Source organism: Bacillus sp. FSL L8-0199 (assembly GCF_038005705.1).
Classification (GTDB): Bacteria; Bacillota; Bacilli; order Bacillales; family Bacillaceae_G; genus Bacillus_A; species Bacillus_A cereus.
In genome coordinates this window covers 5,146,844-5,162,759 of record NZ_JBBOTS010000001.1, presented here as the reverse complement: position 1 = coordinate 5,162,759, position 15,916 = coordinate 5,146,844, and the positions used below count along the sequence as shown (strand labels likewise).

Sequence of the window (15,916 nt, the reverse complement as noted above, 5' to 3'; positions counted from 1 at the left end):
TGTAGTACCTAACTTTATTATAGAAGAAGCCCCATTTGCTAAGACGGTAGCAAATGGGGCTTCTGTTGTTTATAAGGCGAAGAAGAGATGTACCCAGTAGAATAAGAGGAATAGTGTGACGACTGTTGTGAGCGGGATAACGATAAGGGATACACTTAAATAGTCTTTCCATTTTACTTTAATTTTGTTTTGTTTCAGAATATACATCCAAATGAGTGAAGCTAGCGTGCCAATTGGTAGTAATAGTGAACCGATGTCACTACCAATGATGTTTGCAAGATAGATAGTTTTTAATGTGACTGGATCTAGTCCCATTTCTGTTAATGTGATTGTACCAATCATAAGGGCAGGATGGTTATTGAAGACGTTAGAGAGGATGGATACAAGTCCGCCCATCGCAAAGCTAGCATAGAGTAGATGCTGATTCACAAATGGCTCGAGCCATTGTACAAGTGCAGCTGTTAATCCTGCGTTGTGTAGTCCGTAAATAATGACGTACATAGAGAAGGCGAAAATTAAAATGTGCCACGGTGTCTTTTTCAAAATGTCGACAGGATTTGTTCGTAAGTAGTACCATCTCCAAATGAGCAGAACGAGTGAACCAAGTACCGCAACGATTTCAATTGGGATGGATAAGAAGGATGCAACGAATAGAAGACAGCGCATAAGGAAGACGAAACCTAATACTTTTAACATGAATCTTGTCCGTTTTTGTTTCGTATCAACAGAATTATTTCCTTTTAGTGGATGGAAGTTTTTCGTGAAGAAAATTTCTTCAATATCATATGAAGAAACAGGTAATTTTTTTGGAAGTTTTTTCTTCAAAACTGTATACATGAGCCATGACATAAATAATAAGCCTAATGTTGCAGGTACAAACATCATAGCAGTATGCATATAAAGAGTCATATGGACGATGTTTAATGCGATTAAATTTACGATATTACTTACACCAATTGGTGCACTAGATGCCGTAGCGATTAAAGCACCACTTAATAAATAAGGAATTTGTTGATGTGGTTTTAATTGAAGGTTTTTTAGAAGAAGAATTAAAATTGGAGTTGTAATTAAAATACTACCGTCGTTATTAAATAAAAGAGTCATAAGAAAACATAATAATTGAATATACCAGTATAAGCGGCGCCCAGAACCCTTTGCTAAATTTGCTAGTTTCGCTGCGGACCAATGGAAGAAACCGAAGCTTTCTAATATAACTGCCATAACAATAGTTGCTAATATTGTTATGGAAGCACCGCCAATTTTACTTATAATATCCATGATGTCTGGTTTTGATACAAGTCCAGTAATTATGATGATACCAGCTCCGATTGCTGCTGGCCACGCCTCATTTAAACCTCTAGGCCGCCAAAAGATAACAATCATTGTTAAGAAGAATACAATAATAGTAATCCATATTTCAATGCTCATATTTTGCCTACCTTTCTATTTTCCCTTAAACAGATGTAGCTTGTCTCAAGTTTATATTGGTAGTATATTCAGCAAAAAATAAGAAGAACTAGACGTATAACGAGATGAAGTGAATATGTGTTTTTCAAGCTAAAGGACAAGTGTCACGAATAGTGAAATAACTATTATGAGAGGAGTCTATAAATTATTGGGCAGTAAGATAGTAAATGAAATTTATATGGGCGATTATTGAGATATATTGGCGCAAGTTAAAATATATCAGCGATTATTGAGATATATCGGCGCAACTGAAAATATATCAGCGATTTTTAAAATGTATAGACTTATCGACAAAACATGAAAAAAGGAGCCTATCCCAAAATGCCTTTTGGAACAGACTCCAATGCTATATTATTTTTCCTTCAAAAAAGTACGATCCTTCAAGAATAAGTTCCAGAAGAAAATAAATCCTGGTAATAAAATTGCAATCCCAATTGCGTATAGAATGAGCAGTGCATAGAACGTTTCTTTCGTTGTAAAGCTTGTAAATACAGTTACGTCAGGATAAATAATATACGGTAAATGCGCGACCCCGTAAGCATAGCTTGCAAATGCATATTGAGCGACGACAGCTAAAACGGCAATGCGAGGGTATCCTAGTGTATTGTACTTTTTGTTTGTCCACCAAAGGGACGAGTATCCGATAACGAATAAAACAATAGAAACTGTAAACCACGGGAATTGCTTTATTAATCCTTGCATAAGCCAATGTGTTTGTGGATCCATTACAACGAGGGCAATAATTGCCGTAACGAGCGTTGCAGGACCAAGGATGATAGCATTTCTTCTATAAATTCTATACGTATCTTCTGAACTTTGTTCTCTCGAAAAATCAGCAAGAAAGAGAGAGGAGAGAAATAGTTCAGAAGTTAGTCCGAAGAGCATATAACAGTAGATAACTGGGCTAGAAAGAAGTTTTCCATATAGGAGTACTTCCTTTCCTTCAGACATTGTAATATAGGCTCCCTCTGTAACGGGTAAAACGGTAATTAATAGTGCTGGAATTAATAGACCAGTAATACCTGAAATAACCCGAAGAAGGTATTGATATTTTGGCAAGGAGTAAGCAAATACCATAAATGTACTACGTACTGCAATGAGCACTAAAATTAACATAACTGGTACGAACATTACTGTCGCAAGAGTAAAGGCCGCTTTCGGAAAGAAGCCGAGAAATGCGACAACGACGAAAACGAGAAACGTATTTGTTACTTCCCAAGTTGGTGATAAGTACCGATTCGCAAGTTTAGCAGCGAGCGTCGGATGTTTTGCGTATACCATGCCCCAAAAACCAGCGCCAAAATCAATGGACCCTAGTATACTGTATACGAAAATAAGGGCCCATAAGATGATGATTGCAATACTTTCCTCATGCATGAGAATCGCCTCCTTGGTGTTGTAAATCATTCTTTAATGGATGTCTTCTAAAGAATGTCCGTAGAACAATGACTGTTAAAATAGCGAGTCCAATATATAAAATGATGAACAAAACAAATAAAGGACCGACGAAATCGGCGCGTGTAGATGCATCGACGGTACGTTGCATACCATAAATTGTCCATGGTTGACGACCGCTACAACTGAAAATCCATCCGAATTCAATACCGAGCATCATAATTGGTCCGCATGCGGCAGCCCCCAAAAGTAGCCACTTCGGTAATTCTGTTCCTTTTTTTCGGTAAACGAAGTACCAATATAAGAGCGCAATTGCTGCAACAGCGAAGGTAAACGCAGCAGTGCCGACCATTAAGTTGAATAGTGTATGTGTATAAAATGGTGGCCATGTTTCTTGTGGGAATTCGTTTAGTCCTTTTACGACAGTGCTAGGGTCTAGTCCCACTAATAAGCTAAGCATGTTTGGAATTTCAAGTGCATAGTTTAGTTCAAGTGTATTAGGATCCACAACTCCACCAATGGATAGCGGTGCGTGTGATGTCGTTTCAAATAAAGCTTCAGCAGATGCAAGTTTTTCAGGTGAGTGTTTATGTAAGGCAATCGCTGATTCATGTCCTGAAAGCCACATCGTAGCGCCTGTAATAAATGTAACCACAAGCCCTAATAGCAGCCCTTTTTTATGATAAGCAATTTCACGTGTACTTAAATTTTTCTTCAATAATTTAAATCCAGCAATAGAAGCAATGACAGCCGCACCAGTTGCATAAGCCGTAATAACGACATGAAATGCACTTGTGCCAAAACTTGGATTAAAGAAAGCTTTCCACGGATCAACGTTAAAAACAGATCCATCTGGATTCATTGAAAAGCCTGCTGGTGTATTCATCCATGTATTTGCTGATGTAATAAGCACGGCGGATGCCGTGGCACCAAGCATGACGAAAAATAGCGAGATTAATCTCATAAATGGAGGAAGTTTATCGGCTGCATATACGTAAATCGACATGAATAAAGCCTCCAAAAAGAAGGCGAAAATCTCAATTTGGAAGGGAACAGAAATAACTTGCCCAACAATTTTGGCGAAACCAGGCCAAAGAAGTGAGATTTGCACACCAACAATTGTTCCAGTTGGAATTGCTACACCGAGAAGAATAGCAAACGCCTTTGTCCATCTTTTCGCCATAATGGCATAGTCGGAGTCTTTCTTCCAGTGATAGAGTATTTCGCTTATAAAAATCATCAATGAAAGTCCGACGCCAAGTGTTGCAAAAATAATGTGGAATGCTAATGAAGAACCAAAAAATGCTCTTGCTAATGTTACCGTATCCATATGTAAACTCCTCTTCTTTTTTGCCATTATTTTCTGATTGAATTGGAAGATTTATTCAAAAAAACTACCAAAAATATATATGTATTTAAAAAGTGAATATGATAATATAATGTTGTAATATTTCGAATAGAAAGAAATAAATAGTTTCTCATGTTTTGTTTGTTTTTTTTACAGGAATCTTTTATAATCTTTTATGCGAACATAAGTTCTGTTTTTCGGAAAGAAGAAGTTTATGTGAAATGGAGAGGGTGTTTTATGTATCCTGAAGTCATTAAAAAGATGGCATTTTCAAAAGAGCATAGAGATTTATTATTGAAGCTATATAATAAAGAGATTACACGTCGTGAATATGATCGACTTGTACAATCGCTATATAAACCTTCTAAAGAGGTTTGCGAGGGATAGAAATGGGGGAGACAATCTAGTGGATTGTCTTTTTTAAATTTATGTATGTTCTGATAAAATTAAGGTTAGCCTTACTAGGGAGGTGAAAAGATTGCGGAAACGTTTATATATAGGGATTGGAGTTATCTTCTTAATCGCTTTAGGTGGAATTGTATTTTGGTCAGCTTTACAAGGAAACCGTACAGAAAATTTTATTTTAAGGCATATGGTGAATGACAATGGAACGCTTGCCACGTATCGTTTAGTAGATACTAAGGCAGGTACGGGTGAAGCAAAGGGACGTGAAGCTTTATCAGAATCAGCGGGATTATGGTTACAATATACACTTGATAAAGATGATCAGGCGTTATTTGATGAGCAAGTAAAGGTTATTCAAGATAATTTCGTATATAAGAATCATATCGTTTTATGGAAACTCTCTGAAAAGGGAGAGAGGCAGTCAGCTACAAATGCACTTATAGATGATCTTCGTATTATAGAACAATTATATCGTGCTTATGAAATGTATAAGGAAGAGCGTTATAAAAACCTTGCCGATCAATTAAGTGATGCTGTACTTCGTTATAATAAAAAAGATAATTATTATGTTGATTATTATGATGCAGATGCAGGGAAACAAAATAATTTTGTAACAACATCATACATAAATCCACGTGCATTCTCCTATATGAAGAAGTACGACAAAGTTTCTGCTCAGCAATATCAGGAAGTCGTTCAATTTTTAGCGGATTATCCAAGGCATGGCTGGGCATTCCCGAAAGAGTATAAAGAAGATGGTACATTTACGTACGATAAAGAAGTGAATCTTATTGACCAATCATACGTTGCATATCATCGAAGTTTAGGTGGTCTTTCATCAGCTGCTTATTTGGAATTTATAAAGAAGAAATTCCAGGAGGATGGAAAGCTATACGGTCGTTACAATTTAGAAACGGGAAAACAAACTGTGAATTATGAATCGCCAGCCGCATACGGATTAACGATTTTGTACGTACTACAAACAGGTGATAAAAAGTTTGCGAAAGAATTGTATGATCATATGGCCACATTCCGAAATGATAACGTATTTAGTAGATATTACGGTGGATATGTAACAGGTGAAAATAATAATACGCATATTTTTGATAATGTACTACCACTTTTAGCTGAAATGGAATTAAAAAAGAGTGAACAATAAAAGTTGCCACCATATGAGGGTGGCAACTTTTATTTGTTGATATAATTTTACGTCCTAATGTTGGAGAAGTAATCAATCACAAATTCACGGAATTGCTGAGCTGTTTTTGATAAGTAGCGTTTTTTTGACCAACTTAATCCGATGGTTCGCTGACAATTGGGTTCAATAATACGCAACTTGCTTGATGCTAAAGTAGAGTTTTTTAATAAAGTTAAACTTGGAACAAAAGCGATGCCGAGACCTTGCTTAATGAGGTCGCTAATCACGGTCGGTTCATCTACTTCAAAAGCAATATGCGGAGTGAAACCAGCTTCTTTGCAAAATCCATCCGTTAAGTGTCGAAATCCATAGCCAGTGTTCATACTAATAAACGGTTCGTTTTTTACTTCATGCAGGTGGATATTTTCTCGGCCTGATAAACGATGGCCTGAAGGGACGACTAAGAAAATTTCTTCTGTAATAAGTGGTTCCCAAACAATCTCCTCACCTTCAATTGGCACAGAGGAGATACAAAAGTCAATTTCTATATTATCTAGTTGTCGTTTCATAGAAGGAGTGGATGCAAGAAATTGTTGGAATCGAACGTTACGATGTTCTAGTAAAAAAGAGCCAAGTAGTTCTGGTAATATTCTCGGAATAGAAACGGCCAGCGTAATAGAGCTTTGTTGTAATTCGGCTAAATCTTTAATTTCTCGTTGCCCTTCGCTTAATTCATGAAAAATACGTTCTACTCGTTTTAAAAATACTTTTCCGAAAGAATTTAAAGTAATCTGTCGGCCTTGGCGATCAAATAAAGGGACTCCTAAATCCTTTTCGAGTCTAGCGATTGTTTTGCTGAGTGAAGGTTGCGCGATATGCAATTCTTCAGCTGCCTTTGTCATGTGTTCTAGTCGTGCAACTGTCTGAAAGTATTTTAACTGGAGCAGTTCCATTTCGAGTCTCCTTTCTATAGACCAAAAGGAATGAATTAATAATTAAAGATGTATTATACAGTATGTAAAGTGACGTGTATAGTAAATCTGTTAAACCATTCGAAGGGTGTTAAATTAGAAGAGGAGTATGTTTCATGAAGGGAATTAAACTTATATTTAAAGATTGGAAAGCGATGTGGCACCATAAACATGGACGTATCGCTTTAATTTTTTTATTAATCGTTCCGTTAATTTATTCAGGATTCTTTTTAGCTGGATATTGGGATCCGTACGGAAAATTAGATAAATTACCTGTTGCGGTTGTGAATTTAGATAAGGGCGCTGCGATGGATGAAAAAACAATTCATGCAGGAGACGATTTTGTTAAAAATTTAAAAGAAAATAAGGAATTGGCTTTTCATTTCGTATCAGAAAAAAATGCTGATGAAGGGTTAAAAGAAGATAAATATTATATGGTTGTTACGATTCCGGAAGATTTCTCTAAAAAGGTAAGTACACTTATGAATGAGAAACCAGAGCCAGCAAAGTTGCAGTACAAAGTAAATCCAGGTAAAAACTTTGTAGCGGCTCAAATTGGAACGACAGCTGTTGAAAATATGAAAACAAAAATCTCAAACAGTATTACGAAATCTTATACAGAAGGTGTCTTTTCAAAGTTTCAAGATTTGGCACAAGGGTTGAGTGATGCAAGTAACGGTGCGGGGAAATTACATGAAGGAACGACCGATGCAAAAAATGGAGCAAGTCAGCTTGCGAATGGTATTGATCGTTTAAGTGACGGGACATCGAAATTGAAAGAAGGAAGTGACAAGCTTGCGTCTAGCCAATCTGCCTTAACGGGGGGAGCAAATGAGCTGAGTCAAGGAGCGACATCACTTCATAGTGGTATGGAGTTATTAGCACAAGGTGAAAAAACGTTACAATCAGGAATTAGTGAATTAAGTGCTGGTACAAATGAATGGGTGAGCGGAAGTGAGAAGCTTGCTGAAGGGCAAGTAAAAGCGGATGGTGCGGCAAATAGTGTGAAACAACAATTAGAAGAGTACGTGAAAAATCATCCAGAAGTGCAGCAAGATCCCGCTTTTCAAAAAATTGTTGCTACGTCTAATGGACTAGCTAAAGCAACAAGTACTTTAAATAATAGCCAACAACAATTGACACAAGGTGCGAAGAAGCTAACTGATGGTCAACATAAGATTGAAGAAGGCATGAATACATTCGGATTTAAGTTAAATGAAGCTACTGCTGGAACGAAAAAGATAGCAGATGGTGCATCGAATTTGGCTGATGGATTTATGAAGTGGGGAAATGGATTTACATCCCTGCAAGAAGGTGTAAATCAGCTTGCGAGTGGTGGAACGGAGCTGAATAACGGTGCTAGTAAATTAACAAATGGACTTGTTAAACTTGATGATGGTGCGAAAGAACTTTCTACGAAATTAGGAGAGGGCGCAGAGAAGATAGCGGATGTTCGTAATGATGATGCACGCAATACGATGTTCTCAGAGCCAGTTCAGTTAGTGAAGTCAACAGTTTCTGACGTTCCTAACTACGGTTCAGGCATTGCACCATATTTCTTATCACTTGCATTTTATGTTGGCGGAATTATGGCATCGAATATTTTACCTCTTGGCCGCAGACAAAACATGAAGGTAAGCGGAACGGTACATTTTATTAATAAACTAGGATTGGTATATTTAATTGGACTTATTCAAGCTCTACTCGTAGATGTAGTTGTGCTAGGTGTTATGAAATTAGAAGTCGCAAGTGTGCCACTCTTTGTTTTATCAAGTATTGTTATTTCCTTTACGTTTATGACATTTATTCTTATGCTAGTAACAGTATTTGGTCTTGTTGGAAAGTTCTTAGCGGTAACGCTTCTTGTCCTGCAATTAGCGACGAGCGGAGGTACTTTCCCAGGAGAATTAAACATAGCTGTTCTTAGCAAAATTGGACAGTTTCTCCCAATGTCTCATTCTCTTAGAGGATTACAAGATGTTATCTCTTTAGGAGATTGGTCGCAATTACAAATGCAAATTTTAATATTGTTATGTTATCTCGTTGTTGCCGGTGGAATTGCTTGGGTCACGAGCCATATACAGCATAGAGAAACGAATGCAGAACAAGTTTCTTAAAATGAAATAAGCTATCCGATTTTTTCGGATAGCTTATTTTTTATTTGCGTTCCATTACTGCAAAGTAATTATTTTCATTATCAGCAAAGTTGAATGCTCTACCAGTAGGTAAATCTACAACCTGTCCAACTGTGACATTTTTCTCAGAAAGATCTTTATATAGACGGTCTAAGTCATTTGAGAAGAACATAAGTGAAGGTGTATTTAGGTTTAGTTCAGGTTGCATCTTCGCGATTAACGCTTTATCGTGAAGGACGATGCTTGTTCCTGCTTCTTTCGCCGGTGCAATTTCAATCCAGCGGAATCCGTTTCCGTTATTTTCTTCCGCAATGATTTGGAACCCTACTTTTTCTGTCCAAAATTGTACTGTTTCGTCTTGGTTATTTACATATAGCATAATTTGTCCAACTTGATTAATCATAGGTGTCTCTCGCTTTCTTTTTATATGCGTATTATTATATCAAATATATGGCTTGAATAGTTTTTTATGATTTTTTCGTAATACAACCTTCGTCCATTTCATCTTTGTTGTAGGAGAAGGACCTGTAATCCAAGTATGAAATGGTACCGTGCTACAAATGACCATTGTTGAAATAGAGATAATAGCCGTTAACACAAATAGTAATAGGCTATATAATATAGTATTTTCTTGCAGCGTGAATAAGGAAAGAAGTTTTGTGCATAGTTGCAAGAAGAATAAATGAGCTAAATAAGCACCATACGTGTAATTTCCAATGAAACGTAACGTTTTATATAAGAAACCACGACGCTGTACTATCATAATAGATAACACATACAGTATGATAATTTCGCATACGATATATAAAAACATAGATGGTTTTAAATAGGTAGAAACAGTTAAATGAATAGAGTTTGCTCCGTAAAAACTAAACAACTCATAATTGATGAATAAAAATAAGATGAAAAATAATATTGTTATAAGCGGGATATGTTTCATGACGAATAGCCGCCAAGTTTTTAGTGCTACAGCGGCGATGCCGCCCATAACGAAATAGAATGAGTAGAATAGAAATGATCGATCTGTATAATGTAAAATTGTTGAACTTGTTAATTTTTCTCCATTAAAAATATAGTGAGAAGAGAACCACATTAATAGAAAATATAGGCAAGCGAAAAAGGTCATATATTTATATATGTCTTTTTTATTTTCTGTTCGTTTTTGAAACCAATAAAAAAGTGTGCATAGTAAAGGGAACAATAAGTGAATTTGGAACATCATAATAACGTACCAAAGATGGGGCGCGGCTGTTCCGAGTAATAAACTTTTTATTCCACTTTGTAACGTAATAAGATCATTTGTTGTTAATAAGTAAAGAATAGACCAAAAGAAATAAGGAATGAGTAAGTGTGTCGCTTTTTCAGAAATATATTCTTTATATACTAATTGCTTCGTATAGTGACGAATTAAGTGAAATCCAACGATAAATATGAATGCTGGTGCTGAGAATTTTGCAAGATTAAATAGCATGCCCATAATGAGGGATTCCTCAAGTAAGACATTTCCTTGATTCATTGTATATAATAAAGAACTTTGCAAAACGACAGCGAGAAATGCAATGCTTTGCAAAACTTTAAATTCTGGTGCGCTTTGAGTCATTAGATCCATCTCCTTTTCCATACATGATTATAGTACGGAGAATGGATAAGAGGTGTGGAATATTTGTGAAGGTTTTAACAAATTTGTGGCGGAATGGATTAACAACAAAGAAAGAGGATGCTCGTTTGGAGCATCCTCTTTCTATTTATTAAGCAAATTTGTTTTTGATCCAGTTCTTACCTTCTACAAGGCGAGCTGTCATTACGGCACAAGCGTTATCTGCTGTTACGTTTAACATCGTTGCAGGAGGATCAATGATTGTACTGATTGCTGCGATAATTGGCAATGCTTCTGGCGGGAAGCCATATAAAGAAACGATTAACATTTCACCAATCATACCGCCGCCTGGAATAGCGCCCATTACTGTTCCTACTAATAGAGAAACAACAAGTGCGATTGCTAATGTTTTCGGTCCTTCGAATTCCATGTTGAAAATACCGAATAAGAAAGCAATTTTTAATACGCCGCCTAAAACAGAGCCATCTTTATGAAGAGTAGAACCAAGAAGGACAACTGTTTCACGAACGTCTGAAGAAATACCCATTTTCTTTGTTGCTTCTAAGTTTGCTGGAATACTTGCGGCACTACTACAAGTTGCAAGTGATGTAACTGTAGGAGAGACCATGTTCTTCCAAAATACTTGTACACCTTGTTTGCGACCTGCAAGGTATGCATAGAATGTGAAGAATACAAAGAAATAAATTAGAGAAGCAGGATAGTATACCATTGCTGCTCGGAAGTAAGTTCCAAGAAGTTGTGGTCCGAATTCGCCAACTAATGCTGCAAAGTAAGCAGCAAGTCCGATTGGGGCGTAGTACATAATGAAAGATACAACCTTCATTGAAATCTCTGCACCAGCCTGTAGGAATGTAGCGAATGGCTTTCCTTTTTCGCCAACTGCTGAAGTTGCAATCCCCATTAAGATAGAGAAGAAAATAAGAGCTAACATATTTTCACGAGATAGTAACTTCGAGAAGTCAGATACTGTTAAAATACCGACGATTTGATCTGCAACACTAACAGCTTTGCCGGCTTTGTCAGGTTGTGTTAGTTCTAGTACAACACCTTGTGCTGGCGGGAATATTTTCACAACAATAATCATAAAAATAGCAGCTAAAATACTTGTAAATAAGAAAGTCCCAGCCATACTAGACATAATTTTACCGAAACGTTTTAATCCATCCATATTAGCAATAGACGATGCGATGCTAAAGAACACTAGAGGTACAACAATCGTAAACATTAAGTTTAAGAAAATGTCACCAAGCGGCTTTAAAGCAACTGCATCGGCACCCATGAAATAACCAATGAAACCACCAATTAGGATAGAAGATAATAAAATAAGTGGAAAGCGATATGCCTTCATAAATATATCCTCCTATCAATTAAAAAAAGTCATACTGAATCATTATAGCGAGTTAGAGTTCTCTTTACTAGGAGAATACGGATAAATGGAATAGCGCGAAAACCAAGAAATTTTTGTTTTTAAGCTCGGCATACAGCAGGAAATCTAGACATATATATTTGTAACCTAGTGGTGGCAAGGAGTGCACCATAATTTAGGTAGAGAAAAAAGGGGAGGGAAGCGGGATGAATATTTTACTTTGCTGTGCAGCGGGAATGTCTTCCAGTTTGATTGTTACAAAGATGGAGAAAGCAGCAGAGAAAAGAGGGATAGAAGTAACAATCTGGGCAGTATCGGGTTCTGAAGTGAATAGTCATATTGATAAAGCTGATGTCCTTTTACTTGGACCGCAAGTACGTTATTTATTACCGAAAATGAAAGAATTATGTAAGGATAAAGGGATACCTGTTGATGTCATTCAATCTGTTCATTACGGACTTTGTAATGGAGAAGCTATCTTGCAAGCAGCTTTGTCAATGAAACCATGAGGAGAGTGGGATAGATGATACGGTTTTTAGAGAAGTATGTGATGCCGGTAGCAGGGAAGGTTGCAGAGCAGAGGCATTTACAAGCAATTCGAGATGGAATTATTTTAACGATGCCTTTCTTAATTATTGGATCGTTTTTCCTCATTATTAGTGCACTGCCGATACCCGGATATAACGAGTTTATGGCAGGTTTGTTTGGTGAGAATTGGCAGAGAGCTTTAGGGTATCCAGTTAGTGCAACTTTTAATATAATGGCTTTAATAGCTGTTTTTGGAATCGCTTACAGGCTTGGAGAGTATTATAAAGTGGATGCTTTAGCATCCGGGGCATTGTCGCTTGTGACGTTTTTACTTGCGACGCCATTTCAAGTTGCATATATTATACCAAGTACAAAAGAAAGTGTACTTGTAGAAGGCGCTATCCCAGCTGCATTAATGGGAAGCCAAGGGTTATTTGTAGCAATGATTATTGCACTTATATCTACTGAACTGTATCGATTTATTGTACAAAAAAAGATAATTATAAAGATGCCAGAGACAGTTCCACCAGCTGTCACGCGTTCATTTGCGGCACTTGTTCCAGGATTTATTGTTGTAACAGTTATTTGGATTTTACGCTTAATTATAGAAAATACTTCTTTTGGCAGTATCCATAATATTGTAGGACAAATTTTACAGGAACCACTTAGTGTACTTGGTGCTAGTCTTTGGGGCGCAATAATAGCAGTTATTCTCGTTCATGTTCTTTGGTCGTGTGGAATTCATGGTGCTACTATTGTTGGTGGTGTAATGAGCCCCGTTTGGTTGTCGTTAATGGATCAAAACCGAGTCGCTTTTCAAGCTGGGCAAGATGTACCAAATACGATTACGGCACAGTTTTTTGACTTATGGATTTATATGGGCGGTTCTGGTGCAACGCTTGCTCTAGTTGTCGGAATGTTACTATTTGCACGAAGTCAACAATTAAAAAGTTTAGGGAGATTGTCAATTGCACCTGGTATATTTAATATTAATGAGATGGTAACTTTTGGTATGCCGATTGTAATGAACCCACTTTTACTAATTCCATTCATATTAGTTCCAGTTGTGTTAACAATTGTTTCTTACTTTGCAATGGAATGGGGATGGGTCGCACGTCCGAGTGGGGCCGCTGTACCTTGGACGACACCTATTCTTTTTAGTGGATATTTAGGATCGGGCGGGAAAATTTCAGGTGTTATTTTGCAACTTGTTAACTTTGCGCTAGCATTCTTCATTTATTTACCGTTCTTAAAAATATGGGATAAACAAAAACTGGCGGAAGAAAAGGGGGAGTAAAGAACTAAAATGGATACGATAGAGACGAAAGCTTTTCATTTAATCTTGCATGGGGGAAACGCGAGAAGTTGTTCAATGGAAGCAATTGATTGTGCGAAGCGTGGGGAGTTTACAGAAGCTGAAGCTAAATTACAAGAAGCACTAGAGGAATTAAAAGAGGCGCACCGTGTACAAACGGAGCTTATCCAGAAAGAAGCTGGTGGCGAAAAGACCGAAGTTACTCTTTTAATGGTACACGCGCAAGATCATTTAATGAATGCAATTACGGTGAAAGAATTAGCGAGTGAGTTTGTAGAGTTATATAGGAAGATGTCGGTGGATGAATGAACCTTGCTTATGCAAGGTTTTTTTATCTTGAATTAACGGGCAGTAAAACACCCACTAATTAAAATTTCATTTTATGTATGTGCCTGTACCATCAGCGAAATGTTCATCCCACTGATGGTATTTTACAATCCTCCTTTTTTCGGATGAGTAAGAGTTATAATTAATCGGCAGTAACAATTTCTCCTATACCACGAATTAATCTTTTTATATGCATCCGCTCCGGTTTTAATATATTTACGATATAATCAATCGATATTTGTGGTTCAACGGTTGTACCGCAAGTATAACAGTCAATAGCTGCAAAATTTTGTTCCGGGTAAGTGTGAATGGAAAGATGGCTTTCTGATAATAACACTAATACAGTAACACCATATGGCTGGAACTCTTTTTTACTTACGTTTAAAACATGGGCACCAGAGTAATCTGCAGCTGTAACTAGATGATATTCTAAAAATTGCATATCATCTAATAGGGAAAAGTCCACTCCCCACAAATCTACTATTATATGCTTGCCAAAAGTAGAATATTCCATAGGGTAGCACTCCTTATTATAATATTGTCAAAACTTCATTTCCTGTTTGTAGCATTGATGTAAGATAAGATTTGATTCTGAATTTAAAAGAGCGAGGTTACGTTGTTCTAAATGTTCTTCTTTAAATTGAAATAAAGGAAAAAGAAGAGCAGGCAATGTTCGAGGAGTTGGTACTACATATAATTGTTCAATTTGATCGAGTACATGTGCAGAATTAGTAGCAAGATGAAATCCCCAGTCAGTTCCGAAAGAAGGAACGATTGTATGATAACTCTTCACAGTTAATCCAGCGTGTTCAATTGTATTACCGATACTCCAATATACTAGAGGTGCATCAGCAGGTGAATTAGATTGACAGACGAAAGCACCATCTTCTGTTAAGAATGTAGCTATACGAGCAAATAGTTCGCTTGTATATAAAGTACTTAATAATTCTGTCGCTGGGTCTGGAAAATCAATAATGATTACATCGTATAAAGATGAAGGTGAATTTAGAAATTCTTTTGCATCGCATACGTGCACGTTCACACGATTATCAAAAAAAGCATTTTTGTTTAAAGATACTATTTCTGGAACATTACGTGCCATATTAATCATTGCCTCGTCTAAATCAACAAGGTCTACATGTAGCACAGTTTCATATTTCAAAACTTCTCGTAAGGCAAGGCCATCGCCACCACCTAATATGAGAACACGTTTTGGATCAATTACTTTTGCCATAATCGGATGTACAAGTGCTTCATGATAAATTTGCTCATCAACGGAACTGAATTGTAGTTGCTTGTCCAAGTATAAGCGAACATCGTTTACTTGGACTAAATTAATATTTTGATAATTACTCTTTTCTTCAAATAGGCTCGTATGTTCACCAGCTTGTATTTCCTTTAGAGAAATTTCATCCCACACATCTAAGCTGTGTGAATCTGTAGGTACTATAGTTACATTTTCCGATTGTACTTGCTTATCTTGCTTATTCTGCTTATCCTGTTTGTCCTGTTTGTCTTGTATATCATGCTTGTCCTGCTGTTCTAGTTCAAATTTGTCAGAGTCTAATTCAGAACGCTTGTCTTTTTTATAGCTTGTTATTCTATAAATCTTTATTTTGCTTTTTTTTCTATGTTTTGGCATAGGAATCCCCTTTCGAATTGTGTTATTTTATTCTATTTTATTTTATGTAATCTAGTAGAGTTTGCTTGGACAATAGAATAGATAGAAGACTGAGCCCAAGAAAATGTTGTTTTTTACTAGATTCCTACGATAAAAAAGTTTTTTTAGTGTTTTTTCATATTAAACACAACTAGACAACTAAACACTAATCTATTTTCATACAGTTATGTGTTAAAAGCGTGTTGTTTTATAACACACTGTGTGTTTTTTGGACGACACACT

The 15,916-nt window shown here is 36.6% G+C and carries 15 protein-coding genes; 6 read left to right on the top strand and 9 right to left on the bottom strand.

The window, feature by feature from the left end; genetic code table 11:
- Nucleotides 1–69 precede the first annotated feature (69 nt).
- The 3 genes from NST86_RS26795 to cydA all read right to left on the bottom strand — a co-directional run bounded on the left by NST86_RS26795 (nucleotide 70) and on the right by cydA (nucleotide 4,192).
- The gene (locus tag NST86_RS26795; RefSeq protein WP_000021119.1) at nucleotides 70–1,428 is read right to left on the bottom strand and encodes an arsenic transporter; all 1,359 of its coding nucleotides are present in this window, start codon (nucleotides 1,426–1,428) and stop codon (nucleotides 70–72) included.
- Nucleotides 1,429–1,818: 390 nt separating this feature from the next.
- Nucleotides 1,819–2,844 (bottom strand): cytochrome d ubiquinol oxidase subunit II, encoded by a 1,026-nt coding sequence (locus tag NST86_RS26790; RefSeq protein WP_193533290.1) that lies wholly within the window; start codon nucleotides 2,842–2,844, stop codon nucleotides 1,819–1,821.
- Entirely contained in the window at nucleotides 2,837–4,192 is a 1,356-nt protein-coding gene (gene cydA / locus NST86_RS26785; RefSeq protein WP_000381982.1) for a cytochrome ubiquinol oxidase subunit I, read from the bottom strand. The genes NST86_RS26790 and cydA overlap by 8 nt, the downstream gene beginning before the upstream one ends.
- A gap of 255 nt (nucleotides 4,193–4,447) precedes the next feature.
- On the opposite strand from cydA, the gene NST86_RS26780 reads away from it, so the two are divergent.
- Entirely contained in the window at nucleotides 4,448–4,597 is a 150-nt protein-coding gene (locus NST86_RS26780) for a hypothetical protein (protein ID WP_000283179.1), read from the top strand.
- Between the two features lie 91 nt (nucleotides 4,598–4,688).
- Entirely contained in the window at nucleotides 4,689–5,774 is a 1,086-nt protein-coding gene (locus NST86_RS26775) for a hypothetical protein (protein ID WP_001231668.1), read from the top strand.
- A gap of 47 nt (nucleotides 5,775–5,821) precedes the next feature.
- On the opposite strand, the gene NST86_RS26770 is transcribed toward NST86_RS26775, so the two are convergent.
- Nucleotides 5,822–6,706, bottom strand: coding sequence for a LysR family transcriptional regulator (locus NST86_RS26770; protein ID WP_000421942.1), 885 nt, complete (start codon nucleotides 6,704–6,706; stop codon nucleotides 5,822–5,824).
- Nucleotides 6,707–6,840: 134 nt separating this feature from the next.
- Between NST86_RS26770 and NST86_RS26765 the strand changes: the two genes are divergently transcribed.
- Entirely contained in the window at nucleotides 6,841–8,841 is a 2,001-nt protein-coding gene (locus NST86_RS26765; RefSeq protein ID WP_025966395.1) for a YhgE/Pip domain-containing protein, read from the top strand.
- A gap of 40 nt (nucleotides 8,842–8,881) precedes the next feature.
- Here the strand turns inward: NST86_RS26765 and NST86_RS26760 are convergent, their stop codons facing one another.
- From NST86_RS26760 to NST86_RS26750, 3 genes are all read right to left on the bottom strand, one after another.
- A complete protein-coding gene (locus NST86_RS26760; protein ID WP_000610162.1) occupies nucleotides 8,882–9,262 on the bottom strand; it encodes a VOC family protein in 381 nt (126 codons plus the stop codon).
- A 39-nt stretch (nucleotides 9,263–9,301) separates the two neighbouring features.
- Nucleotides 9,302–10,459: an acyltransferase gene (locus NST86_RS26755; protein ID WP_227593294.1), complete on the bottom strand. Its 1,158-nt coding sequence runs from the start codon at nucleotides 10,457–10,459 to the stop codon at nucleotides 9,302–9,304.
- Between the two features lie 148 nt (nucleotides 10,460–10,607).
- A complete protein-coding gene (locus tag NST86_RS26750; RefSeq protein WP_000649362.1) occupies nucleotides 10,608–11,825 on the bottom strand; it encodes a dicarboxylate/amino acid:cation symporter in 1,218 nt (405 codons plus the stop codon).
- Between the two features lie 224 nt (nucleotides 11,826–12,049).
- On the opposite strand from NST86_RS26750, the gene NST86_RS26745 reads away from it, so the two are divergent.
- From NST86_RS26745 to NST86_RS26735, 3 genes are read left to right on the top strand one after another with little or no spacing between them, the layout of a single operon-like run.
- Entirely contained in the window at nucleotides 12,050–12,352 is a 303-nt protein-coding gene (locus NST86_RS26745) for a PTS sugar transporter subunit IIB (protein ID WP_227593295.1), read from the top strand.
- A gap of 14 nt (nucleotides 12,353–12,366) precedes the next feature.
- Complete coding sequence (gene celB / locus NST86_RS26740; protein WP_000617789.1) at nucleotides 12,367–13,668, top strand: PTS cellobiose transporter subunit IIC; 1,302 nt, start codon at nucleotides 12,367–12,369, stop codon at nucleotides 13,666–13,668.
- A 9-nt stretch (nucleotides 13,669–13,677) separates the two neighbouring features.
- Complete coding sequence (locus tag NST86_RS26735) at nucleotides 13,678–13,995, top strand: PTS lactose/cellobiose transporter subunit IIA (protein ID WP_000379645.1); 318 nt, start codon at nucleotides 13,678–13,680, stop codon at nucleotides 13,993–13,995.
- Nucleotides 13,996–14,155: 160 nt separating this feature from the next.
- On the opposite strand, the gene speD is transcribed toward NST86_RS26735, so the two are convergent.
- Both speD and NST86_RS26725 read right to left on the bottom strand, forming a co-directional pair.
- On the bottom strand, nucleotides 14,156–14,527 hold the full coding sequence (gene speD, locus NST86_RS26730; RefSeq protein WP_000456823.1) for an adenosylmethionine decarboxylase: 372 nt from the start codon (nucleotides 14,525–14,527) through the stop codon (nucleotides 14,156–14,158).
- 27 nt (nucleotides 14,528–14,554) lie between these two features.
- Nucleotides 14,555–15,655: a polyamine aminopropyltransferase gene (locus NST86_RS26725; protein WP_098905856.1), complete on the bottom strand. Its 1,101-nt coding sequence runs from the start codon at nucleotides 15,653–15,655 to the stop codon at nucleotides 14,555–14,557.
- Nucleotides 15,656–15,916 lie beyond the last annotated feature (261 nt).

Excerpts from the sequence above, each read along its gene's own strand:
- NST86_RS26795 (WP_000021119.1), bottom strand. The coding sequence starts at position 1,428 with ATGAGCATTGAAATATGGATTACTATTATTGTATTCTTCTTAACAATG.
- NST86_RS26790 (WP_193533290.1), bottom strand. The coding sequence starts at position 2,844 with ATGCATGAGGAAAGTATTGCAATCATCATCTTATGGGCCCTTATTTTC.
- cydA (WP_000381982.1), bottom strand. The coding sequence starts at position 4,192 with ATGGATACGGTAACATTAGCAAGAGCATTTTTTGGTTCTTCATTAGCA.
- NST86_RS26780 (WP_000283179.1), top strand. The coding sequence starts at position 4,448 with ATGTATCCTGAAGTCATTAAAAAGATGGCATTTTCAAAAGAGCATAGA.
- NST86_RS26770 (WP_000421942.1), bottom strand. The coding sequence starts at position 6,706 with ATGGAACTGCTCCAGTTAAAATACTTTCAGACAGTTGCACGACTAGAA.
- NST86_RS26765 (WP_025966395.1), top strand. The coding sequence starts at position 6,841 with ATGAAGGGAATTAAACTTATATTTAAAGATTGGAAAGCGATGTGGCAC.
- NST86_RS26760 (WP_000610162.1), bottom strand. The coding sequence starts at position 9,262 with ATGATTAATCAAGTTGGACAAATTATGCTATATGTAAATAACCAAGAC.
- NST86_RS26755 (WP_227593294.1), bottom strand. The coding sequence starts at position 10,459 with ATGACTCAAAGCGCACCAGAATTTAAAGTTTTGCAAAGCATTGCATTT.
- NST86_RS26750 (WP_000649362.1), bottom strand. The coding sequence starts at position 11,825 with ATGAAGGCATATCGCTTTCCACTTATTTTATTATCTTCTATCCTAATT.
- NST86_RS26745 (WP_227593295.1), top strand. The coding sequence starts at position 12,050 with ATGAATATTTTACTTTGCTGTGCAGCGGGAATGTCTTCCAGTTTGATT.
- celB (WP_000617789.1), top strand. The coding sequence starts at position 12,367 with ATGATACGGTTTTTAGAGAAGTATGTGATGCCGGTAGCAGGGAAGGTT.
- NST86_RS26735 (WP_000379645.1), top strand. The coding sequence starts at position 13,678 with ATGGATACGATAGAGACGAAAGCTTTTCATTTAATCTTGCATGGGGGA.
- speD (WP_000456823.1), bottom strand. The coding sequence starts at position 14,527 with ATGGAATATTCTACTTTTGGCAAGCATATAATAGTAGATTTGTGGGGA.
- NST86_RS26725 (WP_098905856.1), bottom strand. The coding sequence starts at position 15,655 with ATGCCAAAACATAGAAAAAAAAGCAAAATAAAGATTTATAGAATAACA.